General features: G+C 63.0%; 26 protein-coding genes and 3 tRNA genes. 21 read left to right on the top strand and 8 right to left on the bottom strand.

Features of this window, described 5'->3' with window-relative positions:
• The first annotated feature begins 325 nt into the window (after positions 1-325).
• The 3 genes from RA24_RS03290 to RA24_RS03280 all read left to right on the top strand — a co-directional run bounded on the left by RA24_RS03290 (position 326) and on the right by RA24_RS03280 (position 2,503).
• Entirely contained in the window at positions 326-535 is a 210-nt protein-coding gene (locus RA24_RS03290) for a DUF1127 domain-containing protein (RefSeq protein WP_039189726.1), read from the top strand.
• Positions 536-850: 315 nt separating this feature from the next.
• Positions 851-1,639 carry a phosphodiesterase gene (locus RA24_RS03285; protein WP_039189859.1) on the top strand — a complete coding sequence of 263 codons (789 nt, stop codon included), beginning with the start codon at positions 851-853 and terminating at the stop codon, positions 1,637-1,639.
• Positions 1,640-2,503, top strand: coding sequence for an EamA family transporter (locus RA24_RS03280; protein WP_039189723.1), 864 nt, complete (start codon positions 1,640-1,642; stop codon positions 2,501-2,503).
• Positions 2,504-2,649: 146 nt separating this feature from the next.
• Here RA24_RS03280 and RA24_RS03275 read toward each other — a convergent pair whose 3' ends face one another.
• The gene (locus RA24_RS03275; RefSeq protein WP_039189720.1) at positions 2,650-5,007 is read right to left on the bottom strand and encodes an ATP-dependent helicase; all 2,358 of its coding nucleotides are present in this window, start codon (positions 5,005-5,007) and stop codon (positions 2,650-2,652) included.
• A 206-nt stretch (positions 5,008-5,213) separates the two neighbouring features.
• Between RA24_RS03275 and RA24_RS03270 the strand changes: the two genes are divergently transcribed.
• The 3 genes from RA24_RS03270 to RA24_RS03260 all read left to right on the top strand — a co-directional run bounded on the left by RA24_RS03270 (position 5,214) and on the right by RA24_RS03260 (position 12,006).
• Positions 5,214-7,013, top strand: coding sequence for a sensor domain-containing diguanylate cyclase (locus RA24_RS03270; protein ID WP_039171434.1), 1,800 nt, complete (start codon positions 5,214-5,216; stop codon positions 7,011-7,013).
• Between the two features lie 81 nt (positions 7,014-7,094).
• Positions 7,095-8,240 (top strand): alpha-hydroxy acid oxidase, encoded by a 1,146-nt coding sequence (locus tag RA24_RS03265; RefSeq protein WP_039189717.1) that lies wholly within the window; start codon positions 7,095-7,097, stop codon positions 8,238-8,240.
• A 322-nt stretch (positions 8,241-8,562) separates the two neighbouring features.
• Positions 8,563-12,006, top strand: a complete 3,444-nt coding sequence (locus RA24_RS03260) for a pyruvate carboxylase (RefSeq protein ID WP_029205049.1) — start codon at positions 8,563-8,565, stop codon at positions 12,004-12,006.
• A gap of 238 nt (positions 12,007-12,244) precedes the next feature.
• Here RA24_RS03260 and RA24_RS03255 read toward each other — a convergent pair whose 3' ends face one another.
• Entirely contained in the window at positions 12,245-12,466 is a 222-nt protein-coding gene (locus RA24_RS03255) for a hypothetical protein (protein ID WP_019298321.1), read from the bottom strand.
• A gap of 119 nt (positions 12,467-12,585) precedes the next feature.
• Between RA24_RS03255 and RA24_RS03250 the strand changes: the two genes are divergently transcribed.
• The 7 genes from RA24_RS03250 (at position 12,586) to RA24_RS03220 (ending at position 17,001) form a co-directional block, all read left to right on the top strand.
• A tRNA-Gly gene (locus RA24_RS03250) sits at positions 12,586-12,660 on the top strand.
• Between the two features lie 143 nt (positions 12,661-12,803).
• A complete protein-coding gene (locus tag RA24_RS03245; RefSeq protein ID WP_039189715.1) occupies positions 12,804-13,763 on the top strand; it encodes a DNA cytosine methyltransferase in 960 nt (319 codons plus the stop codon).
• 48 nt (positions 13,764-13,811) lie between these two features.
• Positions 13,812-14,714, top strand: coding sequence for a NaeI family type II restriction endonuclease (locus RA24_RS03240; protein WP_039189712.1), 903 nt, complete (start codon positions 13,812-13,814; stop codon positions 14,712-14,714).
• Positions 14,699-15,112 carry a very short patch repair endonuclease gene (locus RA24_RS03235; protein ID WP_039171426.1) on the top strand — a complete coding sequence of 138 codons (414 nt, stop codon included), beginning with the start codon at positions 14,699-14,701 and terminating at the stop codon, positions 15,110-15,112. Before RA24_RS03240 ends, RA24_RS03235 begins: the two co-directional genes overlap by 16 nt.
• 90 nt (positions 15,113-15,202) lie before the next feature.
• Positions 15,203-15,277, top strand: a tRNA-Gly gene (locus RA24_RS03230).
• A 144-nt stretch (positions 15,278-15,421) separates the two neighbouring features.
• Positions 15,422-15,496, top strand: a tRNA-Gly gene (locus RA24_RS03225).
• 152 nt (positions 15,497-15,648) lie between these two features.
• Complete coding sequence (locus tag RA24_RS03220) at positions 15,649-17,001, top strand: aminotransferase (protein ID WP_039171424.1); 1,353 nt, start codon at positions 15,649-15,651, stop codon at positions 16,999-17,001.
• 371 nt (positions 17,002-17,372) lie between these two features.
• Here the strand turns inward: RA24_RS03220 and RA24_RS03215 are convergent, their stop codons facing one another.
• A complete protein-coding gene (locus RA24_RS03215) occupies positions 17,373-17,612 on the bottom strand; it encodes an Lrp/AsnC family transcriptional regulator (protein ID WP_019294629.1) in 240 nt (79 codons plus the stop codon).
• 192 nt (positions 17,613-17,804) lie between these two features.
• On the opposite strand from RA24_RS03215, the gene hisB reads away from it, so the two are divergent.
• Both hisB and hisH read left to right on the top strand, forming a co-directional pair.
• Positions 17,805-18,392 (top strand): imidazoleglycerol-phosphate dehydratase HisB, encoded by a 588-nt coding sequence (gene hisB / locus RA24_RS03210; protein ID WP_029204647.1) that lies wholly within the window; start codon positions 17,805-17,807, stop codon positions 18,390-18,392.
• On the top strand, positions 18,393-19,031 hold the full coding sequence (gene hisH, locus RA24_RS03205; RefSeq protein ID WP_039189710.1) for an imidazole glycerol phosphate synthase subunit HisH: 639 nt from the start codon (positions 18,393-18,395) through the stop codon (positions 19,029-19,031).
• A gap of 66 nt (positions 19,032-19,097) precedes the next feature.
• On the opposite strand, the gene RA24_RS03200 is transcribed toward hisH, so the two are convergent.
• Positions 19,098-19,829 (bottom strand): AraC family transcriptional regulator, encoded by a 732-nt coding sequence (locus tag RA24_RS03200; RefSeq protein ID WP_039189707.1) that lies wholly within the window; start codon positions 19,827-19,829, stop codon positions 19,098-19,100.
• 102 nt (positions 19,830-19,931) lie between these two features.
• Between RA24_RS03200 and RA24_RS03195 the strand changes: the two genes are divergently transcribed.
• The gene (locus RA24_RS03195; protein WP_039189704.1) at positions 19,932-20,468 is read left to right on the top strand and encodes a peroxiredoxin-like family protein; all 537 of its coding nucleotides are present in this window, start codon (positions 19,932-19,934) and stop codon (positions 20,466-20,468) included.
• Between the two features lie 107 nt (positions 20,469-20,575).
• Complete coding sequence (locus tag RA24_RS03190; protein WP_039152505.1) at positions 20,576-20,827, top strand: WGR domain-containing protein; 252 nt, start codon at positions 20,576-20,578, stop codon at positions 20,825-20,827.
• 18 nt (positions 20,828-20,845) lie between these two features.
• On the opposite strand, the gene RA24_RS03185 is transcribed toward RA24_RS03190, so the two are convergent.
• The gene (locus RA24_RS03185; RefSeq protein WP_039189702.1) at positions 20,846-21,232 is read right to left on the bottom strand and encodes a DUF2147 domain-containing protein; all 387 of its coding nucleotides are present in this window, start codon (positions 21,230-21,232) and stop codon (positions 20,846-20,848) included.
• Between the two features lie 135 nt (positions 21,233-21,367).
• On the opposite strand from RA24_RS03185, the gene hisA reads away from it, so the two are divergent.
• Both hisA and RA24_RS03175 read left to right on the top strand, forming a co-directional pair.
• Entirely contained in the window at positions 21,368-22,090 is a 723-nt protein-coding gene (hisA, locus tag RA24_RS03180; RefSeq protein WP_039189700.1) for a 1-(5-phosphoribosyl)-5-[(5-phosphoribosylamino)methylideneamino]imidazole-4-carboxamide isomerase, read from the top strand.
• A 25-nt stretch (positions 22,091-22,115) separates the two neighbouring features.
• The gene (locus tag RA24_RS03175) at positions 22,116-22,403 is read left to right on the top strand and encodes a hypothetical protein (protein ID WP_019294637.1); all 288 of its coding nucleotides are present in this window, start codon (positions 22,116-22,118) and stop codon (positions 22,401-22,403) included.
• A 2-nt stretch (positions 22,404-22,405) separates the two neighbouring features.
• Here RA24_RS03175 and RA24_RS03170 read toward each other — a convergent pair whose 3' ends face one another.
• Positions 22,406-22,852 (bottom strand): DUF302 domain-containing protein, encoded by a 447-nt coding sequence (locus RA24_RS03170; protein WP_019294638.1) that lies wholly within the window; start codon positions 22,850-22,852, stop codon positions 22,406-22,408.
• Positions 22,853-23,067: 215 nt separating this feature from the next.
• On the opposite strand from RA24_RS03170, the gene hisF reads away from it, so the two are divergent.
• Together hisF and RA24_RS03160 are read left to right on the top strand one after the other, a co-directional pair.
• Positions 23,068-23,829 carry an imidazole glycerol phosphate synthase subunit HisF gene (hisF, locus tag RA24_RS03165; protein WP_039152502.1) on the top strand — a complete coding sequence of 254 codons (762 nt, stop codon included), beginning with the start codon at positions 23,068-23,070 and terminating at the stop codon, positions 23,827-23,829.
• A gap of 11 nt (positions 23,830-23,840) precedes the next feature.
• Positions 23,841-24,158 carry a phosphoribosyl-ATP diphosphatase gene (locus RA24_RS03160; protein ID WP_039189698.1) on the top strand — a complete coding sequence of 106 codons (318 nt, stop codon included), beginning with the start codon at positions 23,841-23,843 and terminating at the stop codon, positions 24,156-24,158.
• 229 nt (positions 24,159-24,387) lie between these two features.
• On the opposite strand, the gene RA24_RS03155 is transcribed toward RA24_RS03160, so the two are convergent.
• Together RA24_RS03155 and RA24_RS03150 are read right to left on the bottom strand one after the other, a co-directional pair.
• Positions 24,388-24,858, bottom strand: a complete 471-nt coding sequence (locus RA24_RS03155; RefSeq protein ID WP_039189696.1) for a CoA-binding protein — start codon at positions 24,856-24,858, stop codon at positions 24,388-24,390.
• Positions 24,859-25,064: 206 nt separating this feature from the next.
• The gene (locus tag RA24_RS03150) at positions 25,065-25,526 is read right to left on the bottom strand and encodes a YHS domain-containing (seleno)protein (protein ID WP_019294642.1); all 462 of its coding nucleotides are present in this window, start codon (positions 25,524-25,526) and stop codon (positions 25,065-25,067) included.
• Positions 25,527-25,572: the final 46 nt, after the last annotated feature.

Raw genomic sequence — 25,572 nt, 5'->3', positions numbered from 1 at the left:
CAAATCCGGCCCATATATATGTGTGTGCCCGCGCGCAGGAAACCCGGCCTGCGCGTTTGCCGCATCAACAGGGCGGCAGATGTGTCAATCCATAGCCGCACAAGCCATGCGCTGAGCGTGGCTGCATGCCCGGAAATTATACAGCTGCGCAACGGGCCGCGGAAAATCTTGGCCAATTACAAAGGCCTACCCTGCGTCACCCATGCAGATGCTGCATAGCGGCATTGACGAAGCGCGGGATTGTGCATCTGCGGCATTTCCTTAAATTGTCATTCAAGAAACGCCACGACGGCACAGACGAGACGATAGACGAAGGAACAGAACGATGGCAGCAGCACAACAGATCTCCGCGGTGAGCATTGCATCCCCGGTAGGCTTCCTGGATGCCCTGCTGGTCAAGTTCACCCGCTACCGCCTGTACCGCCAGACCGTGAATGAGCTGTCCGCGCTGACCGCCCGCGATCTGGCAGACCTGGGCCTGAACCGGTCCGAAATCAAGCGCGTCGCCTACCAGGCGGCATACGAGAACAACTAATAGAGATCAGGCTCCTTCTCCTCCTCCCTTAGAAGAGCCTGTCTTCTGCGGCGGCATCCTCCTCCTCCCTGATGCCGCCGCACCCTATACCGGCCGAAAGCCGGGTTTGGATCACCGGGGTCTCCTCCTCCCTGATACCCGGTGTTTGACAGAACGGCGGTGCCCCCTCCTCCTCCCTGGGCGCCGCCGTTTCTTGGTTCTAGGGCCGCGGTTTGCCGCGCCCGGGCCGGGAGGCTGACGGTTTTGCGCTATCCCTTTGCCGCATCTGCTGATTTGATCGCAGGCATAGGCATCAGTGATTTGCGGGACCGCGCCATGAAATTCATCCACCTCACCGATATCCACCTGATGGCGCCGGGCGTGCCGCTGAATGGCGGCGATCCGGCTGCGAATCTCAGCCGGGTGCTGGCGGATATTACTGAGTGGCACCGCGATGCGGCGTTCTGCGTGATTTCGGGCGATCTGGCGGATGAGGGCGACCCGGCGGCCTATGGCTGGCTGCAGGAGCAATTGGCGGCGTTCCCGCTGCCAACGTTCCTGATGCTGGGGAATCATGATGTGCGGGAGAACTTCCTGGGTGTCTTTGCAGATCACCCCCGCGATTCTGGCGGTTTCGTGCAGCACAGTCACGCGGCGCGTGGTGCCAGGTTCCTGTTTCTGGACACCCTGACCGGCGGGCCGGGTGTCCATGATGGCGAGTTGTGCACACAACGGCTGGCTTGGCTGGAGGCGGAGCTGGAGCAGGCCGGGGAAACACCGGTGTTCCTGTTCCTGCACCATCCGCCGTTTGACGTCGGTCTGCCCTATGTGGACGACATCAAGCTGCGCGATCCGGAATGTTTTCACGCCGCACTGCAGAAGGGGCGGAACATCCGCCATATCTTCTTTGGCCATATCCACCGGATGACCTATGTGAACTGGCGCGGCTACAGCTTCACCTCGCTGCCCAGCACCAACCACCAGATCCCGCTGGTGCCGGAACGGGCCGGGAGCGAATACTGCGTTGAGCCGATGGCCTATGGCGTGGTGCAGGTGAGCGATGACCAGGTAACGGTGCATTTCGATGCCTATCTGGACCGGCCCGGCCAGGGGGCTGTCTCCTAAGTGGAACTTCTGTGGATCTTGCTGGTCCTCTTGTCGGCGGTCACCCACCCGCTGCGCGACCTGACGCTGAAGGGCGTGGCGCATCCGGTGTCCTGCTACACCGGCGTGTGCCTGTCGTGGGTGGTGTTTGCCGCTGCGCATATGGCGCTGGCGGGGCATAGCCTTGCCCTGCCCACCGGGATCTGGCCTTTGGTGCTGGCCTCGGCGCTGGGGCTGACGGTTTACTACTATGGCACCCTGTCGGCGCTGCGGCGGGGAAACCTGTCGGCCTACTACCCGATCGTGCGCTCCTCGCCCCTGGCGATTGCCGCCTTCAGCTGGCTGGCGCTGGACCGCAGCTATACCGGCGCGGCCTTGCTGGGGATGGGGCTGATCATCTGGGCCGGGCTGATGATCCAGAAGGGCAAGGGGCGGTTGCTGGATGACCCGCGCGCCTTTGCCATGGCGGGGATGGCGATGCTGGGGTCGGCTGCCTATTCGATCTCCGACGCGGCAGCGATGCAAGGAGCAGCCAGCGCACCGTTCCTGTTCTGGACCTATATCCTGGTGACGCTGGCGATGGGGGCGTTGCGCGCCTGGGAGGATAGGGGGCAGTCGGCGCCGCTGCTAGGCGTGGTGCGCGGCTGGGCGCAGAACCCCTGGCGCATCCTGTTTGCCGGGCTGTCGTCCTACCTGTCGTACCTCTTGATCCTGCGGGTGTTTCAGCTGGGCGCCGAGGCGGCGGCGGTAAGCGCGGTGCGGCAGGTGTCGATCCCGGTGTCTGTGATCCTGGCGGCGCTGGTGCTGAAGGAGCCGCGCGGTCTCAGCCGGCTGGGCTGGGCGGTGCTGATTGCCGCAGGTATTGCGATGATTGCGCTGCGGTAAACCTGCAGCCCTCCCCGCCTCACGCGAACTTCAGAGGAAGAGGGTGGCGCAGGCGCGGCGGGCAGCAGTGCTGCCCGCCGCGCCTGCGCCCGGATCGGATCGCTGCGCGATCCGATCCGGCGGTCATCCCGATGCAGATGGATGTTTCAGAACGGCACGTCGTCGGTGGCGGTCACAAACTTGGCCACCACTTTCTTGGGGCCTGCCTTCTCGAAGTCCACTTCAAGCTTGTCGCCCTCGATGCCGGTGATGGCGCCATAGCCGAACTTCTGGTGGAACACCCGCTCCCCCATCGTGAAGCTGGAGGTGGCGGTGAGGTCGATCACCGTGTTCCTGCTCTCCTTGGGCTGAGACATGCCGTACTGCCCTGCACGGGCCTGCATCCGTTTCCAGCCGGGGGAGTTGTAGCCGTCGGCCTGTGCCACGCGCTCGTCGATGGTGGAGCGGACTTGTGCGGCACCTGGAGCCGCCGCGCCGTAGCCGCCGCCGTAGAGGCCCGGCGGAGTCAGCACCTCGACGTGCTCCTCCGGCAGTTCGTCAATGAAGCGGGAGGGCAGCTGCGACTGCCACTGGCCGAACACCCGGCGGTTGCCGGCAAAGGAGATGGTGCAGATCTGCTCTGCCCGCGTGATGCCGACATAGGCCAGGCGGCGTTCTTCCTCCAAGCCTTTCAGGCCGCTTTCGTCCATCGAGCGCTGCGAGGGGAACAGCCCATCCTCCCAGCCCGGCAGGAAAACAGCGGGGAACTCCAGGCCCTTGGCGGCGTGCAGGGTCATGATCGAGACCTTCTCATCCGCGTCCTGCTTGTCATTGTCCATCACCAGGCTGACGTGCTCGAGGAAGCCTTGGAGGTTCTCGAAGCTTTCCAGCGCCTTGACCAGCTCCTTGAGGTTCTCCAGCCGACCGGGCGAATCCGGGTTTTTGTCGTTTTGCCACATGGTTGTGTAGCCGGACTCGTCGAGGATGATCTCCGCCAGCTCCATATGGGTGATGTCCGCGTCGCCGGCCATGCGGCCCCAGCGGGCAATGCCCTCGACCAGTTCGCGCAGCTTGCCTGCGCCCTTGCCCTTGATGTGGCCGCCTTCAACTGCCAGACGGGCGCCCTCGACCAGCGAGACGCCGTTCTCGCGGGCAATCATCTGGATGGTCTGCTGCGCCTTGTCGCCAAGGCCGCGCTTGGGGGTGTTGACGATGCGTTCAAAAGCCAAGCCGTCATCGGGGGAGACCACGACGCGGAAATAGGCCATGGCATCGCGGATCTCCATCCGCTCATAAAAGCGCGGGCCGCCGATCACGCGGTACGGCAGGCCGATGGTGAGGAAGCGGTCCTCAAACGCGCGCATCTGGTGGGAGGCGCGGACCAGGATGGCCATGCTGTTGAGGCCAATGGGCGCCTGCCCGCGGGTGCCGCGCTGCATCGATTCAATCTCTTCGCCGATCCAGCGGGCCTCTTCCTCGCCATCCCAATGGCCGATCAGGCGGACCTTCTCGCCATCGCCCGCGTCGGTCCACAGCTCCTTGCCCAGGCGGCCGGCATTGCCGCGGATGACGCCCGCGGCGGCGGCGAGGATATGGCCGGTGGAGCGGTAGTTCTGCTCCAGCCGCACCACCATGGCGCCGGGAAAATCCTTCTCGAACCGCAGGATGTTGCCGACCTCGGCGCCGCGCCAGCCGTAGATCGACTGGTCATCGTCGCCAACGCAGCAGACGTTCTTGTGCGCGCCGGCCAGCAGCCGCAGCCAGAGGTACTGGGCGACGTTGGTATCCTGGTATTCGTCCACCATGATGTAGCGGAACCAGCGCTGGTACTGCTCCAGCACGTCCGGATGTTTCTGGAAGATCGTCACCATGTGCAGGAGCAGGTCGCCGAAATCGACCGCGTTCAGCTCGCGCAGGCGGGTCTGATACAAAGCGTAGAACTCGGTGCCGCGGTTGTTGTAGGCGCTGGCGTCGCCTGCGGGGACCTTCTCCGGCGTCAGGGCGCGGTTTTTCCAATCGTCGATGATGTTTGCCAGCATCCGCGCAGGCCAGCGTTTGTCGTCTATGCCTGCGGCCTGGATCAGCTGTTTCAGCAGCCGGATCTGGTCATCGGTGTCGAGAATGGTGAAATTCGATTTCAGCCCCGCCAGTTCCGCATGGCGGCGCAGGAGCTTGACACAGATCGAGTGGAAGGTGCCGAGCCAGGGCATGCCTTCGACCGCCTGGCCGAGCATGCCTGCCACCCGCTCCTTCATCTCGCGGGCGGCCTTGTTGGTAAAGGTCACCGACAGGATCTCGTTCGGGCGCGCGCGGCCGGTGCTGAGGAGATGCACGATGCGGGTGGTCAGCGCCTTGGTCTTGCCGGTTCCGGCGCCGGCCAGCATCAGCACCGGTCCGTCGAGGCATTCCACCGCCTCCCGCTGGGCGGGATTCAGCGTGTCCAAATAGGGCATCACCCGCGCGCCCATGGCGCGGGACGACAGCGATGCGCCCTCAAAGGCGTCCATTTCGTCAAAACTGCTCATGGCCGTGATCCTAGCGTGATTCAGGTCCGGCGGAAAGAGGACGTTCACAGTCTGTTCACTTGTCCGCCCGTAGTATCCGCACCCGGCGTCAAGGCCTGCTTTTACTTGCATTTTGCCTATTCGGCACAAGCGCAGACCGGTGTCTTCATGTTCTGTAAAGGCTAACGCGCAATTCTAGCGCAAACGCCCAATGCCAGAGGACCACCATGACACAGGGGACGGCCCGGAAGCTGATATCCAAGCTCAAAACATTTTCGATGCTGCCGCTGCTGCTGGCGGCGGCCGGCCTGAGCGCCTGGGCGGTCTATTCTGTGCCGGCACCTATTGTGGACCGGATGCTGGAAGCGGACCTGCGAAAGCAGGCCGACACCTGGCGGCGGGCGGTTCTGCTGCATCTTGATAACAGCAAGGATGCCTTTGTGCTGGGTGATCTGGATGAGCACGACCAGGAATACCTGGGCCTGGTGCCGGAAACCTCGGATGTGTACCGGCTGAAACTGTTTGAGGCGGATGGCACTATCTTCTGGTCGACGCGGCCCGAGGAAATCGGTGAGCGCAACACCAAGCCGTATTTTCAGTCCGTCGTCTCGCAAGGGCTGGTTTATTACAAGCATGAGGAAAAGCCCGCGACAGAGGTGGACGGGCTGCGCACCGCGGCCAATGCGGACGGGTCGATCCCGGAGCGCGAGGTGGCAGAGGTTTATTCCCCGGTGCTGCACGACGGCATTTTCATTGGCGCCATTGAGTTCTATTCGGACATCACCGATATCCGGAACACCTTCATCACCCGCGTCCGGATCTCGCTGGCGCTGATTTCGCTGGTGACAGTGGCGGCGATGACCATCGTGTCGGTTGTCGTCTTCAAGGCCAACCGCCGCAGCCTGCGCCAGGTTGAGGAACGCTCTGCCCGCGATCAGGAGGCAATGGCGAACCAGCTGCAACTGGCGCGGGAGGTGAAGCTGCTGGGCGAACTGAACGAGTGGCTGCAATCCTGCCGCTCGCTGGGTGAGCTGTTTGACATGGTGTCGGAGTTCATGGGCCATCTGCTGCCGGATGCAGAAGGCAGCATCTATGTGTTCTCCAATTCGCGTGATGTGCTGGATGGATGCTCCAGCTGGAACGGCGGCAGCCACAAGGACCATATCCAGCCAGGCGAGTGCTGGGGCCTGCGCCGCGGGCGGACCTATGAGTTCGGCGCCTCGGAAGTCGAGTTCACCTGTGCCCATGCAGAACCGCACGACGGGCGCCCCTATTTCTGCTTTCCGATTCTGGCGCATGGCGAGACGGTGGGCCTGATGCATCTGCGGGCGCGTCCCAGCCGGGCCGGGGATTTTGCCGGCTGCAAGCAGCTGGCGCAAATGTGCGCCGAGCAGATCAGCATGGCGATTGCCAACGTGAAGATGCGCGATCAGCTGCACGACCAGTCGGTGCGCGATTCGCTGACCGGGCTGTTCAACCGCCGCCACATGACCGAATCCCTGCGCAAGTTCGTGGGGGCCAGCCAGAACAGCGGCAAGCCGCTGAGCGTGGTGTCGATCGACGTCGATCACTTCAAGAAATTCAATGACAACCACGGCCATGATGCAGGCGACATGGTGCTGCGCGCGGTTGGCGCCGCGATGGAGCAGGCCTGTGACGGCGATGAGGTGGCCTGCCGCCCCGGCGGTGAGGAATTTGCGCTGCTGCTGCCGGGCGTGAGCCCGGACGATGCGGTCACCAAGGCGGAGCTGCTGCGCCAGTCCATTGAGGACGTGGTGGTGCGCTATGGTGAAAAGGCGCTGCCGCGGATCTCGATCTCGCTGGGGGTGGCCCATTACCCGGCGCATGGCACCATGCCGCAGGATCTGCTGCGCGCCTCGGATGAGGCCCTCTATGAGGCGAAGGCCAAGGGCCGCAACCAGGTCTGCGTCGCCGAAGGCGCCAGCCCCCTGCCCCGCAACCCGGCAGCGCTGCCAGTTGCAGACAGCGCAGAGGATGCTGAGGACCGGCAGAAAGGCGCGGCGTAAGCCTCGGCTGGCCGCCGGCGCCAATTGCAGGCGCCGGCGCTTTGCCTTGCACAATCGTTCACGGCGCGTACCAATGCGCAGATGGATCTGCATCAGACATATCCGGGCCTGGATGACCTGAAACGCCGCGCCCGGCAGCGGCTGCCCAAGTTTGTCTGGGAGTATCTGGACAGCGGCACAGGCATTGAATCCGCCAAGGCGCAGAACCGCGCCGGGCTGGACCGGATCGGCATGCTGCCCTCGGTGCTGCACGGGCCGCTGGAGACCGACCTGTCCGTTGATCTGCTGGGCACGAAGCACGCTTTCCCCTTCGGGGTCGCTCCTGTCGGCATGTCCGGGCTGATCTGGCCGGATGCGGAGGGCATCCTGGCCCGCAGCGCCAGAACGGCAGGCATTCCCTATTGCCTGTCCACCGTGGCCAGCCAATCGCCTGAGGATCTGACGCCGCATCTGGGGGCAAATGCCTGGTTCCAGCTGTACCCGCCCAAGGATGAAGGCATCCGTGCCGATATGCTGGCGCGAGCGAAGGACGCCGGGTTCCGCACCCTGGTGCTGACCGTGGATGTGCCGGTGGCCTCGCGCCGGGAACGGCAGACGCGCTCTGGCCTGACGCAGCCGCCGCGGCTGACACCCCGCCTGCTGGCGCAGATCGCGCTGCGGCCCGCCTGGGCGCTGGGGATGGCGCGGGCCGGGATACCGCATATGCGGACCTTGGACAAATACATCAGCGGCGAACAGGCCAACCTGCCACCAACGGCGCATATCGGATACCTGCTTCGGACCTCACCCGACTGGGAGTATGTCCACTGGCTGCGGCGCAACTGGGACGGACCGCTGATCATCAAAGGCGTGCAGCGGGCTGCGGATGCGCAGCGGCTGCAGGAGGCCGGCGCAGATGCCATCTGGCTGTCGAACCACGGCGGCCGCCAGTTCGACGGCTGCCCGCCTGCCATCAGCCTGCTGCCGGAGATCCGCGAGGCCGTCACCGTGCCGGTGGTCTTTGACAGCGGCATCGGGGGCGGGCTGGACATCCTGCGGGCGCTGGCGCTAGGGGCGGATTTCGTCATGCTGGGGCGTGCCTTCCACTATGCGCTGGCGGCCCTGGGAAGTGCCGGGCCGGCGCATCTGATCAGCATCCTGGCCAAGGACCTGGAGGCCAATATGGGCCAGCTAGGCCTGTCCAGCCTGGCCGGGGCATGCGGATTGCAAACCCGTCAACTGGGCTGATTGTGCACCCGGCCGGCGCTTTTTGCGCGAATTCGCACGAATTGCGCCAAAATGACGCACACGCAGCGTCACTTTGCGCTGCACCGCAACAAAAAAAGTTACAAAATCATGCTGCATGTGCAGAATTTCTGCAGAATCTGCAAATGTTAGCGCCGAGCAATGCGGTAAATTGCAAAGTCAGGAACCCCCAAAAACGAGGCCAGAAAGGAAAGGACAAGCCGCTTGAGAGCGCAATCATGCCGGAAATACCCAGAACTACTGTTGTGCGGTTCGATAATATCCGCCTAACACTGCACCAACTTGCACGGACCCCGAGGGTGACATGACCGACTTCAAAAAAATCCTGATTGCCAACCGTGGCGAGATCGCGATCCGCGTGATGCGCGCCGCCAACGAAATGGGCAAACGCACCGTCGCCGTCTATGCCGAGGAGGACAAGCTCGGCCTGCACCGGTTCAAGGCGGACGAAGCCTACCGGATCGGCGAAGGCATGGGGCCGGTTGCGGCGTACCTGTCGATCGACGAGATCATCCGCGTTGCCAAGGAAAGCGGCGCTGACGCGATCCACCCCGGCTACGGCCTGCTGTCGGAAAACCCGGAGTTCGTGGACGCCTGCGCCCGCAACGGCATCACCTTTATCGGCCCCAAGGCCGAAACCATGCGCGCGCTGGGTGACAAGGCCTCTGCCCGCAAGGTGGCGATTGCGGCCGGCGTGCCGGTCATTCCGGCAACCGAGGTGCTGGGCGATGACATGGATGCGATCCGCAAGGAAGCGGCCGAGATCGGCTATCCCTTGATGCTGAAAGCTTCCTGGGGCGGCGGCGGCCGCGGTATGCGTCCGATCCACGCCGAGAAAGAGCTGGAAGAAAAGGTGCTGGAAGGCCGCCGCGAGGCGGAAGCCGCCTTTGGCAACGGCGAGGGCTATCTGGAAAAGATGATCACCCGCGCCCGCCACGTCGAGGTGCAGATCCTGGGCGACAAGCACGGCGAGATCTACCACCTCTATGAACGCGACTGCTCGGTGCAGCGCCGCAACCAGAAAGTGGTTGAGCGCGCGCCTGCCCCGTACCTGAGCGAAGAACAGCGCGCCGAGCTGTGCGACCTGGGCCGCAAGATCTGCCAGCATGTGAACTATGAATGCGCGGGCACCGTCGAATTCCTGATGGATATGAACGACGGCAAGTTCTACTTCATCGAGGTGAACCCGCGGGTGCAGGTGGAGCATACCGTGACTGAAGAGGTCACCGGCATCGACATCGTGCAGGCGCAGATCCTGATCGCCGAAGGCAAGACCATTGCTGAGGCAACCGGCAAGGCCAGCCAGGGCGACATCCGCCTGAATGGCCACGCGCTGCAGACCCGCGTGACCACCGAAGATCCGCTGAACAATTTCATCCCGGACTACGGCCGCATCACCGCCTACCGTTCCGCCACCGGCATGGGCATCCGCCTGGACGGCGGCACCGCATATGCGGGCGGCGTGATCACCCGCTATTATGACTCGCTGCTGACCAAAGTGACCGCCTGGGCGCCGACCCCGGAGAAGGCGATTGCTCGCATGGACCGCGCGCTGCGCGAATTCCGGGTGCGTGGTGTCAGCACCAACATCGCCTTTGTCGAGAACCTGCTGAAGCACCCGACCTTCCTGTCGAATGAATACACAACCAAGTTCATCGACGAGACCCCGGACCTGTTCCAATTCAAGAAACGGCGCGACCGCGGCACCAAGGTGCTGACTTATATCGCGGATATCTCCGTGAACGGCCACCCGGAGACAGAAGGCCGGGCGGCCCCCGCTGCCGACCTGAAGGAGCCGCGCGCACCGAAGGCGGATGTGGGCAATCTGCCTTATGGCACCCGCAATCTGCTGGAGCAGAAAGGCGCGCAGGCCGTGGCCGACTGGATGAAGGCGCAGCGCCAGCTGCTGCTGACCGACACCACCATGCGCGACGGCCACCAGTCGCTGCTGGCGACCCGGATGCGCTCGATCGACATGATCAAAGTGGCGCCGGCCTATGCGCAGCACCTGAACCAGCTGTTCTCGGTCGAATGCTGGGGCGGTGCGACCTTTGACGTGGCCTACCGGTTCCTGCAGGAATGTCCCTGGCAGCGCCTGCGCGACCTGCGCGAGCGGATGCCGAACCTGATGACCCAGATGCTGCTGCGCGCCTCCAACGGCGTCGGCTACACCAACTATCCGGACAATGTGGTGCAGGAGTTCGTGCGCCAGGCGGCGGAGACCGGCGTCGACGTGTTCCGCGTCTTCGACTCGCTGAACTGGGTCGAGAACATGCGCGTTGCGATGGATGCAGTGGTCGAGAGCGGCAAGGTCTGCGAAGGCACCATCTGCTACACCGGCGATATCCTGGATCCGAACCGCGCCAAGTACGACCTCAAGTATTATGTCGGCATGGCGAAGGAGATGGAGGCCGCCGGTGCCCACATCCTGGGCCTGAAGGACATGGCGGGCCTGTTGAAACCCGCCGCGGCCCGCCAGCTGGTCAAGGCGCTGAAGGAAGAGGTCGGCCTGCCGGTCCACTTCCACACCCACGACACCTCCGGCGTGGCCGGTGCCACCATCCTGGCGGCGGCGGATGCCGGCGTGGATGCGGTGGATGCGGCGATGGACGCCTTCTCCGGCGGCACCTCGCAGCCCTGCCTGGGTTCGATAGTCGAGGCCCTGCGCAACACCGACCGCGACACCGGCATCGACATTGCCAAGGTGCGCGAGATCTCCGGCTACTGGGAACAGGTGCGGGCGCAGTATGCGGCGTTTGAAAGCGGCCTCGCAGCCCCGGCTTCGGAAGTGTACCTGCACGAGATGCCGGGCGGCCAGTTCACCAACCTGAAGGCGCAGGCGCGCTCCTTGGGTCTGGAAGAGAAATGGGCCGACGTGGCGCAGACCTATGCTGACGTGAACCAGATGTTCGGCGATATCGTGAAGGTGACTCCGTCGTCCAAGGTGGTTGGCGACATGGCGCTGATGATGGTCTCCCAGGGCCTGACCCGTGATGAGGTCGAGGATCCCAAGACCGACGTGGCCTTCCCCGACTCGGTCGTCGACATGATGCGCGGCAACCTGGGCCAGCCCCCGGGCGGCTTCCCGGACGGCATCGTCGCCAAGGTGCTGAAGGGCGAAGCGCCCAACACCGAGCGCCCCGGCGCGCATCTGGAGCCGGTTGACCTGGAGGCGGTCCGTGCGGATCTCTCCAAGCAGCTGGAAGGCTTCACCGTCGATGACGAGGACCTGAACGGCTACCTGATGTATCCCAAGGTGTTCCTGGACTACATGGGCCGCCACCGCCAGTACGGCCCGGTGCGCACCCTGCCGACCAAGACCTTCTTCTATGGCATGGAGCCGGGTGAGGAGATCACCGCCGAGATCGATCCGGGCAAGACCCTGGAAATCCGCCTGCAGGCGATTTCCGAGACCGACGAGAAGGGCGAAGTGAAGGTCTTCTTCGAGCTGAACGGCCAGCCGCGGGTGATCCGGGTGCCGAACCGTCTGGTGAAGGCCTCAACCCAGGCCAACCCCAAGGCGGAAGCGGGCAACCCGAACCACGTCGGCGCACCGATGCCCGGTGTTGTGGCATCTGTCGCGGTTCAGGTGGGCCAGCAAGTGCATGAAGGTGATATGCTGCTGACCATCGAAGCGATGAAGATGGAGACCGGCATCCACGCCGAGCGCGACGCGGTGGTGAAGGCGGTGCATGTTCAGGCCGGCGGCCAGATTGACGCCAAGGACCTGCTGGTCGAGCTGGAATAAGCTGCAAGGCTGAACTCAACAGAGGGCGTCCCGCCGGATGGCGGGGCGCCCTTTTCTTTTTTTCAGGAGGCGGAATTCGGCGCGTTTTCAGGAGGCGGAATTCGGCGCGTTTTCAGGAGGCGGAATTCGGCGCGAATTCCGGCCAATTTACCGGCGCGGAAAACCGGCGTCGCCGGCAGCCGAAAATCCTCGCAGGATTTTGGCCGTTTCCCGCGCCGGGAAACGGATTGCTTCGCTGTCAGGCCTTTAAGGCGGCTGGAGCCGGCAGGGTCATGGTTTCAACCTGCACTGGCTTAACCGCCTCGAACTGCCCCGCCCAGCTGTCCGCCTGAGGTGTGCTGAAGTGATGATCACTGTGCACAAATAGCCCCAGGGCAATCGCGGCCGCCAAGCTGGCGATCCGCAGGTAATCCTTGCACGGCATGGGCTCAATCTCCCTGAAAATCTTCTTCTTCGCCAATCAAACGCACGTCCTTTGGCTTTCCGTCGCTGCCGATGCAGATTTTTTTCTTCCATTGCCGATTTTCCTCTTGCAGCTTAGCCCCCGAGACCCTATTTCACCGCTCACCGGATGGCAGCGCGGGCGTAGCTCAGGGGTAGAGCATTACCTTGCCAAGGTAAGGGTCGTGAGTTCGAATCTCATCGCCCGCTCCATCGGGAAACGGACAGGCCGCCCTTAGGGCGGCCTTTCGCTTTTCGGCATTTCCGCATAGTCTGGCCGGGTGCAGAAAACCTTGTGCGGAATCGCTTTACCGCTTAGGAACAGAGCAAGAACAGAAACGGGCGGGCAGAGCAGAATGCTGACATCGGTAGAACTATGCGCAGGTGCGGGCGGCCAGGCCCTCGGTCTCGAGGCGGCGGGCTTTGACCACACGGCGCTGGTTGAGATCGACAAGCACTGCTGCGCCACCCTGCGCCACAACCGCCCCGCGTGGAACGTGCTGGAAGAGGACGTGCGCAAGTTCAAGGACGTCGCGGGCGACTACAAAGGCATCGACCTGTTGGCCGGCGGCCTGCCCTGCCCGCCGTTTTCGGTCGCGGGCAAGCAGCTGGGCGAGAAGGACGAGCGCAACCTGTTCGATGATGCGATCGAGATCGTCGATGCCACCCGCCCTCGCGCGGTGATGATTGAAAACGTGCGCGGCTTTCTGGATGCGGTGTTTCATGACTACCGCGAAAAGCTGAAGAAACAGCTCTCGAAACTGGGCTATGAAACCGACTGGCGCTTGCTCAATGCCTCCGATTTCGGCGTGCCGCAGCTGCGGCCACGGGTGGCAATTGTTGCGCTGCGCAAGGAATTTGCCGGCCAGTTCAACTGGCCTGAGCCGCTGCCGCACAATCCGCCGACCGTGGGCGCAACCCTAGTGGACCTGATGAAGGAGCGCGGCTGGCGCGGGGCGGATGACTGGGCTGCCAAGGCGGATGAGATTGCGCCGACCATCGTGGGCGGCTCCAAGAAACACGGCGGCCCCGATCTGGGTCCGACCCGTGCGCGGCGCGCCTGGGCGGCGCTGGGGGTTGAGGGGCGCACCATCGCCAATGAGGCGCCGGATCCCTTCCACAACGACATGCCGCGTCTGACGGTGCGGATGGTCGCGCGTATCCAGGGGTTTCCGGACTCATGGCATTTCACCGGCGCCAAGACCAATGCCTACCGCCAGGTGGGCAACGCCTTCCCGCCGCCGGTGGCAGAGGCGGTGGCGCGGGAGTTGAAGGCGGCGATTGCCAAGCCGAAGCTGCATGCCGTTCGGGCGTAATCCGTTTCCTGCCCCCGCTGTCTTGCGGATCGTTGGACAGCAGCAGCCATGAAACAGAACATTCCCGACAGCCTTGTTGATTTCGACCACCAGGATTTCAACGTTCTGCTCCACCTTGAGATGGAGATCACCCAGCGCGCCGGCGGGTTTCTGGCACTTGAGCATGACGTGGCCTTCATGCTGCGCGACTGCATCGACGATGTGATCATGACGCCCAAGACCGGGCGGCGGTCCTACGAAGAGCTGGAGAAGACCGAGAAGACATACATCGGCACCCGGGTGGAGATTGAACTGCGGGCGCTGCTGGGCCTGCGGAAGGGACGGCTGGATACCGTGATCCTGGGCCATGACGTGGACATCAAGCACACCATGGGCAGCAACTGGATGATCCCAACTGAAGCGGTGGGCAGCGCCTGCCTGCTGGTGGCCGCGGACGAGGCGCGGGCGCGCTGTTATCTGGGGCTGATCGTGGCGCGGCCCGAGTATCTGACCGCAGGCCAGAACAAGGATGCTAAGCGCACCATTTCTGCCGAAGGGTTCAAGCACATCCAATGGCTGCTGAAGGACCACCCCTACCCCGCCAACTTCTGGCGCACTGCAGATGCGGATGCAGTCGAGGAGATATTTGGCTGCGACACAGGCAACGCCCGCATGGCCACACTGTTCCGGCTGATGCAGCGCCGCCCGATTCCCCGCGCTGCGGTGGAGGCGGTGGCGCAGCAGAAGGATTTCATGCGCCGCATCCGCGCCGACGGCGGCCATGGCACCCGCGACATTCTGGGGCGGGAGCAGATTGTGGTGCTGGAGGGGCGCAAGGATGCCCAGCTGATCAAGGCGCTGGATCTGCCGCCCTGTGCGGCCAGCGAATTCATTTCCTGCCGGATTGAAACGGAGTACCATGCCCGCATGGCCGGACAATCAGGGCATCCCATCGCGTGGCCGACAAGCTGACACCGGAACGGCGCAGCGCCAATATGGCCAAGATCCGCGCCAAGAACACCAAGCCGGAAATGCTGGTGCGGCGGATGGTGCATGGGATGGGCATCCGATACCGCCTGCACCGCAAAGACCTGCCGGGCAAGCCAGATCTGGTGTTCGGGCCGCGCCGCAAGGTGATCTTTGTGCATGGCTGCTTCTGGCATCTGCATGACTGCCGCGACGGGCGCATCCCGGCAACGCGCCGCGACTATTGGGAACCCAAGCTGCTGCGCAATGCGGAACGTGACGCGGAGCATCTGGCTGCCCTGCAGGCGGCAGGCTGGCAGGTGCTGACAATCTGGGAATGCGAGACCAAGGATCTTGCTGCACTGGAAATCCGCCTCGCGGAGTTCCTTAGAAACGAAGAATAACGATTATCCACAGATACTTGCGCGGTTCTGAAAATTTCCTCTTGCGGCCCGATTGGGAAAACCCTAAACACCGCCTCACCGAATGGCAGCGCGGGCGTAGCTCAGGGGTAGAGCATTACCTTGCCAAGGTAAGGGTCGTGAGTTCGAATCTCATCGCCCGCTCCATTCGAAAGCCGAAAAGGCCGTCCTCCGGGGCGGCCTTTCGCTTTTCTGCGCCGCGGCATCGGCGGCATTTTCTTCACCATCCTTTCATTTTCCGCTTGCGGGTTGCGCGCGGATTTCCTATTCACCGCGTCACCGGATGGCAGCGCGGGCGTAGCTCAGGGGTAGAGCATTACCTTGCCAAGGTAAGGGTCGTGAGTTCGAATCTCATCGCCCGCTCCATCGGGAAACGGACAGGCCGCCCTTCGGGGCGGCCTTTCGCTTTTTCTAGCGCCCTTGTGAAATTTGATCAAATTCCTTTGACGCGGGCTAAAAAACAGGCCAATGCTACTGCCAAACAATGCTCACGGGCAGATCATCGCAGGAGTTTGGCCATGGCCCCAGTCATCTACCCCACCACCAATTTCACCGCGACCGAACAGCTGTGCCTGGACCGCGGCGAAGGCATCCATGTCTATGACACCGACGGCAACAAATATATCGAAGGGCTGGCAGGCCTGTGGTGCACCTCGCTGGGCTACAGCAATACTGAGGTGATGGACGCGATCACCGAGCAGCTGCACAAGCTGCCGTTCACCCACACATTCGGCGGCAAGACCCACAAGCCGATCATGGAGCTGGCCGAGAAGCTGAAGGCGATGGTGCCGGTGGAGGATGCCTATATCTTCTTTGGCAACTCGGGTTCGGACGCCAATGACACCCACTACAAGATGCTGCGCTATTACTTCAACGCCATCGGCAAGCCGGAGAAGCGCAAGATCATCACCCGCGAGCGCGGCTATCACGGTGTGACTGTCGCCGCCGGCTCGCTGACCTCCCTGCCCGCGAATCTGGCGCATTTCGATGCGCCGCTGGAAGCGCTGCACATTCTGCGTTCTGACGCGCCGCATTATTACACCGGTCGCCAGGGCAATGAGACCGAGGAGCAGTTTGTCGACCGGATCATCCATAACCTGGAAGAGCAGATCCTGGCCGAGGACCCCGACACCATCGCAGCGATGATTGTCGAGCCGATCACCGGCGCGTCCGGCGTGATCGTGCCGCCGGAAGGCTATTACGAGAAGCTGCAGGCGCTGTTGCGCAAGCATGGCATTCTAGTCTGGGCCGATGAGGTGATCTGCGGCTTTGGCCGGACCGGCGCCGATTTCGGCTGCACCACCATGGGCATCAAGCCGGACTTGATGACATTCGCCAAGCAGCTGAGCTCTGCCTATTTCCCGATCTCCGCCTCGGTCATTCCCGGTTACATGTACGAGGCGATGATCGACCAGACCAATGAGGTCGGCGTCTTCGGCCACGGCTACACCTACTCGGGCCACCCGGCGGCCTGCGCTGCGGCGCTGAAGACGCTTGAAATCTATGAGCGTGACAACCTGTTCGAGCACGCCGCCGAAGTGGGTGCCTATATGCAGGCGCAGTTGCGCGAGGTTTTCACTGATCATCCGCTGGTCGGCGAAGTTCGCGGCAAGGGCTTGATTGCGGCGCTGGAGCTGGTGTCGAACAAGACCACCGGCGCCAGCTTTGACAAAGGGGCCGCAGGCGCCGCCGCGCAGAAGGCCTGCCAAGAAAACGGGCTGATCCTGCGGGCGGTGGCTGGCAACGCGCTGGCGCTGTGCCCGCCGATCATTATTACCAAGGAAGAGGTCAATGACATGCTGGCGCGGATGAAAACCGCGGTCGACAGCGCCTATGAGGAGCTGAAGGCGCAGGGGCTGATTGCAGGCTGAAGCCAGCGACCTGACAAATTTCCGTGAGACGCCCCGGCCTGTCCGGGGCGTTTTCCGTTAAGTGTCTGCTGCGCAAGAGGTTAATCACCCCTCGTCAAGCGGGTCGATTTTTCTGCTCAAATCCGCTACACTTCACACAGTTTGTTTCAGACCGAGATTTTAATTATGACACGCCGCACCGGCATTGCCGGTCCATCTGCCAGAGATACCACTGCAAGGGTCCGTTTTGTGACCGCTTAAGCGCTCTGCGCCGAATCTCAGCCTGCTGACAGCAGACCGGGCACCTGTTCCGGTCACGAGTTCCGTTGGGGACCGGGGACCCTCAATGCCCCTCGCAGCCCGGGCAGCTGCGGGGGGCTTTCTTTGACCTTTCAGAACACCTTGTAGGTCATGGTGGTCAGCGACCGTTCGATTCCGTCGATCTGCAACAGCTGGTCGTTGATATATTTGCCAACATCCTCGCCCGATGGAATGTAGAGCTTCATCAGCAGGTCGAAGTTGCCGCTGGTGGAGTAAAGCTCAGAATGGATTTCGCGCAGGGCAATCTCCTCGGCCACCTTGTAGGTGGTGCCGGGTTTGCAGCGGATCTGGACAAAGACGCAGGTGGACATGGGCGGCCCTTTTGAATGGTCACGGATTTTCGCCCAAGCTCGCACGCGGCGCAGGCGGGCGCAAGAGACCGGGATTGCTGCAACAGGTTACCCCCCTTGCACAATGCCGCACTTGAGCCATGCCCCCTGCCCGCCCTATAAGCGCCCAGGCAGAATTGAAGTTCTTGCAGCATGACGAAGGATAAGCCGCTGATGCGTACCGCCAAAGTGACCCGCAAGACCGCGGAGACCGAAATCTCCGTCGAGATCAACCTCGACGGCACCGGGGTTTATGACAACCAGACCGGGGTCGGCTTTTTCGACCACATGCTGGACCAGCTGGCGCGCCATTCGCTGATCGACATGACCATTCGCGCCAAGGGCGATTACCACATCGACGACCACCACACCGTGGAGGACACCGGCATCGCGCTGGGTCAGGCGCTGGTGCAAGCGCTGGGGGACAAGAAAGGCATCCGCCGTTACGGCGAGTGCCACCTGCCAATGGATGACGCCCAAGTGCGCTGTGCGCTGGACCTGTCGGCGCGCCCCTTCCTGATCTGGAATGTGGAGCTGCCGACCCAGAAAATCGGCACCTTTGACACCGAGCTGGTGCGCGAGTTTTTCCAGGCGCTCAGCACCCACGGCGGCATCACCCTGCATATCGACCAGATCCACGGATTCAACAGCCACCACATCGCCGAGGCGGGCTTCAAGGCAGTGGCCCGCGCGCTGCGGCTGGCGGTGGAGACCGATCCGCGCAAGGCGGATGCGATTCCGTCGACCAAGGGTGCGCTGTAAATGCTGACCGCAATCATTGATTACGAATCCGGCAACCTGCACTCGGCCGAGAAGGCGTTCCAGCGCATGGCGCGGGAGATGGATGCGGGCGAGGTCGTGGTGACCTCAGACGCTGACGTTGTGGCGCGCGCCGACCGGCTGGTGCTGCCCGGCGATGGCGCCTTCCCTGCCTGCGCGGCTGAGCTGCGCGGCCACAAGGGCATTTATGACGCCATGGTCGAAGCGGTAGAGCAAAGGGGCCGGCCGTTCCTGGGCATCTGTGTCGGCATGCAGCTGATGGCGACCACCGGCCATGAGTATGAAGAGACGCCAGGCCTCGGCTGGGTCGGCGGCGATGTGGCGAAGATCACGCCAGCGGATGCGTCGCTGAAGGTGCCGCATATGGGCTGGAATGATCTGGTTATTGATCACCCGCACCCGGTGTTTGACGGCATCCAGAGCGGCGACCATGTGTATTTCGTGCACTCCTACCACTTCCGCGTGGCAAACCCGGCGGAGCGGCTGGCGCATGTGGATTATGCTGGCGACGTGACTGCTGTCATCGGGCGGGACACCATGGTGGGCATGCAGTTCCACCCGGAGAAAAGCCAGGCCACGGGCTTGCGGATGATCGGCAACTTCCTGACCTGGAAACCGTAAGGGGACGGCGCTGATGCGCCGTTGCCTCCGGCTGGAGTATTTGTGGAGAGATGAAAGCCGCGGCGTTCAGGCGGCAGCGGAGCGCAGGGAGACCGGCGCGACGCCGTATGCCTTGCGGAAAGCGCGGGTGAAACCCTCGGGGCTGGTGTAGGCGTAGCGGCGGGCCACGGCCTCCACCCGGTCACCGCGTGCGAGGTCCTGATGCGCCAGGATCAGCCGCCAGCGGCGCAGGTAGCCGATCGGGGTTTCGCCCACTTCGGCGGCAAAGAGTTCCGCAAAGCGCGACAGCGACAGACCTGCCTCTTGCGCCAGATCGGCATTGGTCCAGAGGCGGCCCGGATGGTCATGCATCGCCACGATGGCCCGGCTGAGGCGGGGATCGGCAAGACCCGCCAAGAGCCCTGGCTCTGTCGCACCTTTCTGGATCTGATTGCGCAGAAGGCGCACCATCAGAACCTCGCCCAGCCGGTTGATCACCGATTGCGCGCCGCAGTGCTGGCCCTCTGCCTCGTCCCGCATCAGCCTAACCAGCCCCTGCGCCTCGGCATTGCCGGACACGTCATACTCCACCACCGGCGGCAGGGCGGCCAGGAACGGGTTGCTTTGCCCCGACCATTCCACCCGCGCCGCCCACATGACCGCGCCCAGAGCCGGATCCGCCAACGGTCCGCGGGTGCTGTAGAGGATCTGCGCCGGCTGCCCTGCCGCTTCCGCTAGGGCAATAAGGTTGGCCCGGCCCGGGGCAGCAGCCTGCACGGCGAGCTGGAAACGGTCCATTAAGGTCGTGAGGCGGTCCATATTCCGGTGTTTCCATCAGGTTTTTCGGATTTATACGACAATAAGCTGCGCGATACCTTCAGGCAAGCACCACCACTCACACCACTCACAAGGACCATTCACATGCTGATCCCCCGCCAGAAGACCCCGGACCTGACCCTGCCGACGCTGGATCACGGGCAGTTCGACCTGTCCTCGGAAAATGCCGAGCGCGGCACCGTGATCTGTTTCTACCGCGGTCTGCACTGCCCGATCTGCGCCACCTATCTGAAAGAGTTCGAGAAGAAGGTTGCGGCCTTTGCCGAGCGCGGCGTCAACTGCATCGCGATCAGCTCCGACGGCGAGGAGCGTACCCGCGCGATGGCCGACAAGATCGAGGCCAAGGAACTGCGGTTCGGCTATGACCTGCCGCTGTCCGTGGCCAAGGAATGGGGGCTTTATATCTCAACCTCGCGCGGCAAGACCTCGATCGGGATCGAGGAGCCGGCGCTGTTCTCCGAGCCCGGCCTGTTCATGGTGACGCCGGAGCAGACGCTCTATTACGGGTCTGTGCAAACGATGCCGTTTGTGCGCCCGCGTTTCGCCGAGCTGGTGGCGGCGCTGGATTTTGCCATCCCCAACAACTACCCGGCGCGCGGCGAATACACAGGTGAGGTGTAAGCGTCACAGCTGCCGCCGGGGCCGGTGCAATTCGCCGGATTGAACAATAGACAAGGGGTCCGCTTCGAGGCATACGGGGCGGACCTCTTGTCACTGCGGCAGCCCCCTTGCACATCCGTTTCGAGAAATACGACCACGCCGAAGGCAAGCACCGGTATTGCTTGCTGAGCCTGACGCCGACGCTGTTCGGCGACTGGTGTGTTGAGCGTGTCTCGGGGCCTCTGAATGCTCCGGGCGGCGCACAGAAGCGGACCTATTTCGCGGCGCAGGCCGAGGCGCAAGCAATATTCGAGCGCTTCCGGGACCGGCAGCTGAAACGCGGCTATGCGCCGATCCCGGTGCAGCTGGGGCTGCTGTAGCGGCAGCCCTCAAGGTGCTTACTGGACCCGGGTCCAGGTTTGCTTGGAGCAGATCAGCCCGCCCGCGACGCAGCCGCGCAAGGCCAGAGAGCTGCCCGCCAGATCCATCTTGCCGATGTAGATCTTGTCATTCGACGGCCGCCACACCTTACCCTCATAGGAGCCGTCGCCGTTCGGCACCATGTCGATCACCAGCGTCTTGCCGATGTTCGGGGACTTGTACTCGCCTTCGCTGTTGAAGGTACGGGCGATCTTGCCGCAGACCGCTGCGCCGCATTTCGCCATCTGGATATGAGCATAGGAGCCGTCATCTGCTTCCGTCTTCCAGACACCCAGCACCGGATCCGCCGCTGCGGCGCCTGCCAGTCCCAAGGCGACAGCAATGCCTGCCAGAAGATGTTTCATTCCATTTCCTCCCTGTTTTTCAGGCAGCCTGTCCCTGATGCCGTCTTTGAGGCAAGGTTGACTTCGGGTCGCGTTGCAATCTGCCCTTACGTTGTGCAAAACACCGCCAGCTTGATTTCACGAAGGACCGCCCGGATGATCCTCTACCCCGCGATTGACCTCAAAGACGGCCAGGCCGTGCGCCTGCTGCATGGCGAGATGGACAAGACCACTGTGTTCAATGACAACCCCGCCGCGCAGGCACTGGAGTTTGTCGAGGCGGGCTGTGAGTGGCTGCATCTGGTGGACCTGAACGGCGCGTTTGCCGGCGAACCGGTGAATGCGGCGCCGGTCGAAGAGATCCTGAAGCAGACCAAGGTGCCCGCACAGCTGGGCGGCGGCATCCGCGATATGGCGACCATCGAGCGCTGGATCGACAAGGGCCTGGCACGGGTGATCCTGGGCACCGTGGCGGTTGAGAACCCGGACCTCGTGCGCGAGGCGGCGCGGGAGTTTCCCGGCAAGGTCGCGGTCGGTATTGATGCGCGCAACGGCAAAGTTGCCACCAAGGGCTGGGCCGAGGAGACCGACGTGATGGTCACCGACCTCGCCAAATCATTTGAGGACGCGGGCGTTGCCGCGATCATCTATACCGACATCCTGCGCGACGGTGCGATGAAGGGCCCGAATGTGGAAGCCACCGCCGATCTGGCCAATGCGGTCAGCATTCCGGTGATTGCCTCCGGCGGCGTGTCATCGCTGGATGACCTCAGGGCGCTGAAATCCTGCGGCGCGCCTCTCAATGGTGCGATTTCAGGCCGGGCGCTCTATGATGGCGCCATTGACCTGAAAGAGGCGCTGGCGGTTCTGAAAGCCTGACACCTTACTGGCGAAGGGAAAACCCATGCGCCTTGTCCGCCGAGTTCTGGCCATCCTGACCATTGGGCCGATTGTCCTGTGGCTCTTGTGCATTGCCTTTGTGATGCTGCTGGGGTTTGGCTTTGATTGCGAAATTCACGAAGGGTTTGCCAACCCCTGCGTGGTGCTGGGCCAGGACCTGGGTGAGACCGCCTATACCATGGGTGTCCTTGCCGCCTGGGGGCCGCTGATTTTTGGCCCGGTCTCCATGGGGGCCGGTCTGCTGTGGGGGCTGGCAATTGCGCTGTCACGCTATCTGGCAGCGCGGCGCTAAGCCTACTCGGCTGCTTTTGCGGTCAGCTTGCCCAAGGCGCCCTGCATCTTGGCGATAAACGCCGCGTCAGCCGGGATGTCGAGGCCAGAGAGCATTTCGCCTGGATCCTGATAAGTCAGCCAGACCTGGCCGTCCCCATCCTCATACGCCAGCACCTTGAGCGGCAGGTAGAGCCCCGCCCGCATGTCTGCCTGCATCGCCGGAGTGCCGAGTTTCGGATTGCCGAAGATCAGGAGCTGGGACGGGCTCAGCTCCAGTGCTGCATTCTGCGCTCCTGCGGCATGGTCCACCCGGGCAAAGACAGTCGCGCCCGCACCCTCCACCGCGGCCTGCAGCGCATCCATGGTTTCACCGACGGATTTCTGGCTTTGCACAGTCACCAGTTCAGCGGCGGCGGGGAGTGCAGAGGCGAGCGCAACGGCGCCTGCAAGAACAAGGGATTTTGTCATAACGAAGTCTCCAAATGTCACGGCGTCCATCCATGATCCGGGCAGGCAGGCCGGGCAGGCAACTCAAATCTGCGAGACCAGCCCGTTCCGGCGGTTCCACGCGGATGCTTCCTCCGCCGACAGTCAGGACCAAAACGCGCATCCCCCGCTATATTTGTTGCGCTTACGGCAGTCATTTCGTACCCACGGGGCAAGCAGCTTGAAAGGCACGATCCATGCTGAAAACCCGCATCATCCCCTGTCTCGACGTCGCTGACGGGCGCGTGGTCAAGGGCGTCAACTTTGTCGGCCTGCGTGATGCGGGCGACCCGGTGGAATGCGCCAAGGCCTATGATGCGGCGGGCGCGGATGAGATCTGCTTTCTGGATATTCACGCAACCCATGAAAACCGAGGCACCATGTTCGACATGGTCCAGCGCACCGCCGAGCAGTGTTTCGTGCCGCTTACCGTGGGCGGCGGCGTCAGGACCAAGGAAGATGTGCGCGCGCTGCTGCTGGCGGGTGCTGACAAGGTCTCTTTCAACTCGGCCGCAGTGGCAAACCCGGACGTGATTGCCGAAGCCGCAGACCAGTTCGGCAGCCAGTGCATTGTCTGCGCCATTGATGCCAAGACGGTGGAGCCGGGCCGCTGGGAGATCTTTACCCACGGCGGCCGCAAGCCCACCGGCATCGACGCGGTGGAATTTGCCAGGCTGGTGACAGCCAAAGGCGCGGGGGAAATCCTGCTGACGTCAATGGACCGCGATGGCACTAAGTCCGGTTTCAACCTGCCGCTGACCAAGGCGATTTCCGATGCGGTGGACGTGCCGGTGATTGCATCCGGCGGCGTCGGCAACCTAGATCACCTGGTGGAGGGCGTGACCAAGGGCGGTGCCAGCGCGGTGCTGGCGGCCTCGATCTTCCATTTCGGGGAATTCACCATCCAGGAAGCCAAGGACCACATGGCTGCCGCCGGCATCCCGATGCGGTTGAACTGAAGGGACATGTGATGAGCCTGCTGCACGATCTCGAAGCCACCATCCTGTCCCGCAAGGGCACCGACCCGGAGACCAGCTGGACGGCCAAGCTGCTGGCCAAAGGGCCGGAGAAATGCGCCGAGAAATTCGGCGAGGAAGCCATTGAGGCGATCATCGAGGCGGTGAAGGATAACAAGGCAGGGCTTGCGTCCGAGGGCGCCGATGTTCTGTATCACTTCCTGGTGATGCTGGCCGCCCGCAACGTGGCGCTGGATGAAGTGCTGCAGGTGCTGGCTGAACGGCAGGGGCTCAGCGGCATTGCCGAGAAGGCCAGCCGACCCAAGGACTGACAGACGGGTTCGGCGGCGGGTCAAGGGAGGCGCAGCCTCCGCGCGGCACGCGTGGCTTGTCCTTGACGCGCGGTCTTGAGCAATCTCAGCCAGGACCTAGAGGGCAAACCTGCCCTTCAAGGGCTTCTCAGCAAATCCTTTGCGCAGCGCAGCGGCGCCGGGCCCAACCGTGAAGGCCGCCCGGCAGGACGGCAGCAGCGGGCGGGAGCGCCTAGCCCCGCGTCAGCCGTCAGAGTTTCGAGGAAATGATCCCGGTGGCAAAGCCACCCATGCGCAGCTCACCAAACAGGCGCTGGTATTCGATTTTGGGGCAGCGGTTCTGGATCACGGTGACGCCGCGCGCCTCGGCCTTGGCGGCGGCCTCTGTGTGTTCAACCCCGATCTGCATCCAGATGGTCTGCAGCTTGGGAAAGGCCTCCAGCGCCTCATCGACAATGGGCGGCACTGCCTCTGAGCGGCGGAAGATGTCGACCATGTCCACAGGCAGATCAATATCCGAAAGGCTGGACCGTACCGCCTCTTCAAACAGCATCTTGCCGGCATGGCCGGGGTTCACCGGAATCACACGGTAGCCCTTGAGGCCCAGATAGCGCGCCACATAGTAGCTGGGACGCACCGGGTTCATCGACACGCCCACCACGGCCACTGTCTTGGCACGCTGCAGGACCTTCTTGAGATGCTCATCGCTGTAATCTGTCATGCCGCGTACCCTAGCTGCGGTGCCACCCGCCGCAAAGCCGGATTCGGAGCTGAGCAAACAAAAAAGCGCCCGGAAGAACCGGGCGCTAGGTATGGAACGAGGGACAGTGAAAAAGATCTGCGGTGGTTCCACTCCGCAGTCTGCATTGAATATGGGTCACACATTGAAAAATAAAAGGGGCTGTCACGCAATTGTGAGGTGACAAGCTATTTTCGCAGGATTGCAGGCCAGTGGATGTGCCCGGCGGCAATCATCTGGGCGGTATCTGCCTGCCACAGAACGAGCACCCGCCTGTTATTCAGCAGATACAGGTCTCCATCAACGATCGCCCACAGCTGCGGATTGCCTTCGTGCAGCTGCCCCCTGGACATGGCATAGGCGCAGTAGCCGCCAAAGGCGGGGGCATAGGCGCGCGGGTTGGCCTCAAACAGCGCCTGGTTGCGGGAGGAGGCAAAGCGCCAGACGACTCCCTTCCACATTACAGCATGGCTGCGCCGCCCCTGCTCAGCCGCGCCGCGTTCAAAGAAGGCAACCGCATCATATCCGCCAATGGCCACCCCTGAGCGGGAGGAAAACACCGCTGGTTCGGCCCGCACCGTATCCGGCATGGACAAGAACAGCACCGCGGCAGCCATCAGGACCAGACGCAGGATCACATTGCACTCCATTCACTACTTGCAGCAACCCTGCGAGTCTGCCGCACAGGCCGCGCTT

Origin of the sequence: Leisingera sp. ANG-M6, from assembly GCF_000813905.1 — a bacterium.
In the GTDB taxonomy this organism is placed as follows: domain Bacteria; phylum Pseudomonadota; class Alphaproteobacteria; order Rhodobacterales; family Rhodobacteraceae; genus Leisingera.
This window is presented reverse-complemented; position numbering and strand designations above follow the sequence as displayed.

What these genes read in the sequence shown, in the direction of transcription:
- RA24_RS03290 (WP_039189726.1), top strand. Translation starts at nt 326, where the DNA reads ATGGCAGCAGCACAACAGATCTCCGCGGTGAGCATTGCATCCCCGGTA.
- RA24_RS03285 (WP_039189859.1), top strand. Translation starts at nt 851, where the DNA reads ATGAAATTCATCCACCTCACCGATATCCACCTGATGGCGCCGGGCGTG.
- RA24_RS03275 (WP_039189720.1), bottom strand. Translation starts at nt 5,007, where the DNA reads ATGAGCAGTTTTGACGAAATGGACGCCTTTGAGGGCGCATCGCTGTCG.
- RA24_RS03270 (WP_039171434.1), top strand. Translation starts at nt 5,214, where the DNA reads ATGACACAGGGGACGGCCCGGAAGCTGATATCCAAGCTCAAAACATTT.
- RA24_RS03265 (WP_039189717.1), top strand. Translation starts at nt 7,095, where the DNA reads ATGGATCTGCATCAGACATATCCGGGCCTGGATGACCTGAAACGCCGC.
- RA24_RS03260 (WP_029205049.1), top strand. Translation starts at nt 8,563, where the DNA reads ATGACCGACTTCAAAAAAATCCTGATTGCCAACCGTGGCGAGATCGCG.
- RA24_RS03245 (WP_039189715.1), top strand. Translation starts at nt 12,804, where the DNA reads ATGCTGACATCGGTAGAACTATGCGCAGGTGCGGGCGGCCAGGCCCTC.
- RA24_RS03240 (WP_039189712.1), top strand. Translation starts at nt 13,812, where the DNA reads ATGAAACAGAACATTCCCGACAGCCTTGTTGATTTCGACCACCAGGAT.
- RA24_RS03220 (WP_039171424.1), top strand. Translation starts at nt 15,649, where the DNA reads ATGGCCCCAGTCATCTACCCCACCACCAATTTCACCGCGACCGAACAG.
- RA24_RS03215 (WP_019294629.1), bottom strand. Translation starts at nt 17,612, where the DNA reads ATGTCCACCTGCGTCTTTGTCCAGATCCGCTGCAAACCCGGCACCACC.
- hisB (WP_029204647.1), top strand. Translation starts at nt 17,805, where the DNA reads ATGCGTACCGCCAAAGTGACCCGCAAGACCGCGGAGACCGAAATCTCC.
- hisH (WP_039189710.1), top strand. Translation starts at nt 18,393, where the DNA reads ATGCTGACCGCAATCATTGATTACGAATCCGGCAACCTGCACTCGGCC.
- RA24_RS03200 (WP_039189707.1), bottom strand. Translation starts at nt 19,829, where the DNA reads ATGGACCGCCTCACGACCTTAATGGACCGTTTCCAGCTCGCCGTGCAG.
- RA24_RS03195 (WP_039189704.1), top strand. Translation starts at nt 19,932, where the DNA reads ATGCTGATCCCCCGCCAGAAGACCCCGGACCTGACCCTGCCGACGCTG.
- RA24_RS03185 (WP_039189702.1), bottom strand. Translation starts at nt 21,232, where the DNA reads ATGAAACATCTTCTGGCAGGCATTGCTGTCGCCTTGGGACTGGCAGGC.
- hisA (WP_039189700.1), top strand. Translation starts at nt 21,368, where the DNA reads ATGATCCTCTACCCCGCGATTGACCTCAAAGACGGCCAGGCCGTGCGC.
- RA24_RS03175 (WP_019294637.1), top strand. Translation starts at nt 22,116, where the DNA reads ATGCGCCTTGTCCGCCGAGTTCTGGCCATCCTGACCATTGGGCCGATT.
- RA24_RS03170 (WP_019294638.1), bottom strand. Translation starts at nt 22,852, where the DNA reads ATGACAAAATCCCTTGTTCTTGCAGGCGCCGTTGCGCTCGCCTCTGCA.
- hisF (WP_039152502.1), top strand. Translation starts at nt 23,068, where the DNA reads ATGCTGAAAACCCGCATCATCCCCTGTCTCGACGTCGCTGACGGGCGC.
- RA24_RS03160 (WP_039189698.1), top strand. Translation starts at nt 23,841, where the DNA reads ATGAGCCTGCTGCACGATCTCGAAGCCACCATCCTGTCCCGCAAGGGC.
- RA24_RS03155 (WP_039189696.1), bottom strand. Translation starts at nt 24,858, where the DNA reads ATGACAGATTACAGCGATGAGCATCTCAAGAAGGTCCTGCAGCGTGCC.
- RA24_RS03150 (WP_019294642.1), bottom strand. Translation starts at nt 25,526, where the DNA reads ATGGAGTGCAATGTGATCCTGCGTCTGGTCCTGATGGCTGCCGCGGTG.